We start from the raw sequence: 1350 nt of genomic DNA, 5'->3' as shown, positions 1-1350 counted from the left end.
CAAGGAAGGTACGCTTGTTGTTGGCAGCAAAGGGTATGTTTCTGGTGTAAATGTTTCTGGTGCGGTGGATAACAGCGCGCAGGCTGCGACAGGTGGTGAAGTTCACGATGTTATTGTCAATTCAGGCGGCGTTGCGGATGATGTGACGGTCTATCACGATCATCTGGTGGTGAATGGTGGTGGCCTGGCATCTGGCGTAACCTTGAATGATGCTGGCATTACCGTGCAGAGCAACGGCGTGGTGTCTGCCATGACTGTGAATGCCCAAGGTATTTATGCCGCGTATATTGATGGCGGCGTATCCCATGATGCGGTCGTGAATAACGCTGGCGCCATTGTAGAATATACAAACGGTTCAGCATACAACAACACTGTGAATAGCGGTGGTGAAGACGCTGTTCTGAATGGGCTGAGTGAAGCCGCAACCATTTCTGCTGGTGGTCTTCAGTTGGTAGCAACAAAAGGCGTAACCTCTGGAACCATCCTGGATGGCGGTCAGCTTCAGGCGGCATCTGGTGGCATTGCATCCGCAACAACCGTGAACGCCGGTGGCCTTGAAACTGTAGGAGCTGGTGGCACAGCGCTTAATCAGACTGTTCATTCCCAAGGCACTGTTGTTGTTGATGCGTCTGGGATCATAGGCGGTCAAACCATCCTGAGTGGTGGCAGCCTGAGTGGCGGCATACTCAGCGCGGGCGCAACAGTATCCGTGCTCTCTGGCGGGTATGAAAGCGGTGTCACCATTGCAAGTGGCGGCAGCGCGGATATCCATTCTGGCGGCAGTGGCTCCAATATTCTGATTGAGCGCTCTGGCGTAGAAAACGTGGCTCAGGGCGGTGTTGTCAGCAATTTCACCATTGAGACGGGTCGGCAGAATAATGCCGGGAGTGCCGTATCGGGCACCATTACCAATTTGGGTGAAGAACGTGTGATGTCCGGCGGCCAGGACAGTGACATGATTGTTGCAAGCCACGGGCATGAAGTTGTGAGTGCTGGTGGGGTCGCAAACCATACAACGTATAACGCCAATGGCTTTGGCTACATTAACGGTTCGGCTGTGAGTGCCGTTGTGAATTCTGGTGGTATCGAATTTGTTCAAAGCGGTGGCGTCACTACAGGCACAACGGTTAACAATGGTGGCCTTGAAGATGTTGAGGCAGGTGCTACAGCACATAATGAAACCGTAGGACGTGGTGGCACGCTCAATGTTTTCTCACAGGGTAGCCTGAATGGCGCCAATGTGTCTGGCGGGACTGTGGATGTCAGTTCTGGTGGATCTGCGGCAGATGTCAATGTTGCCAGTGGTGGCCAGTTGAACGTGCAGAGCAGTGCTGTGCTGAGTGGTACGGA

Annotated in this window: 1 pseudogene; it reads left to right on the top strand. The window is 53.5% G+C overall.

Features of this window, described 5'->3' with window-relative positions:
- A pseudogene (locus FKW31_RS15945) lies at nt 1-1350 on the top strand (hypothetical protein); the annotation flags it as partial.

Origin of the sequence: Acetobacter sp. DmW_136, from assembly GCF_008690365.1 — a bacterium.
GTDB lineage: Bacteria > Pseudomonadota > Alphaproteobacteria > Acetobacterales > Acetobacteraceae > Acetobacter > Acetobacter oryzifermentans.
The sequence above is the reverse complement of the archived record's forward strand: the minus strand, read 5'-3'. Positions and strand labels throughout refer to the sequence as shown.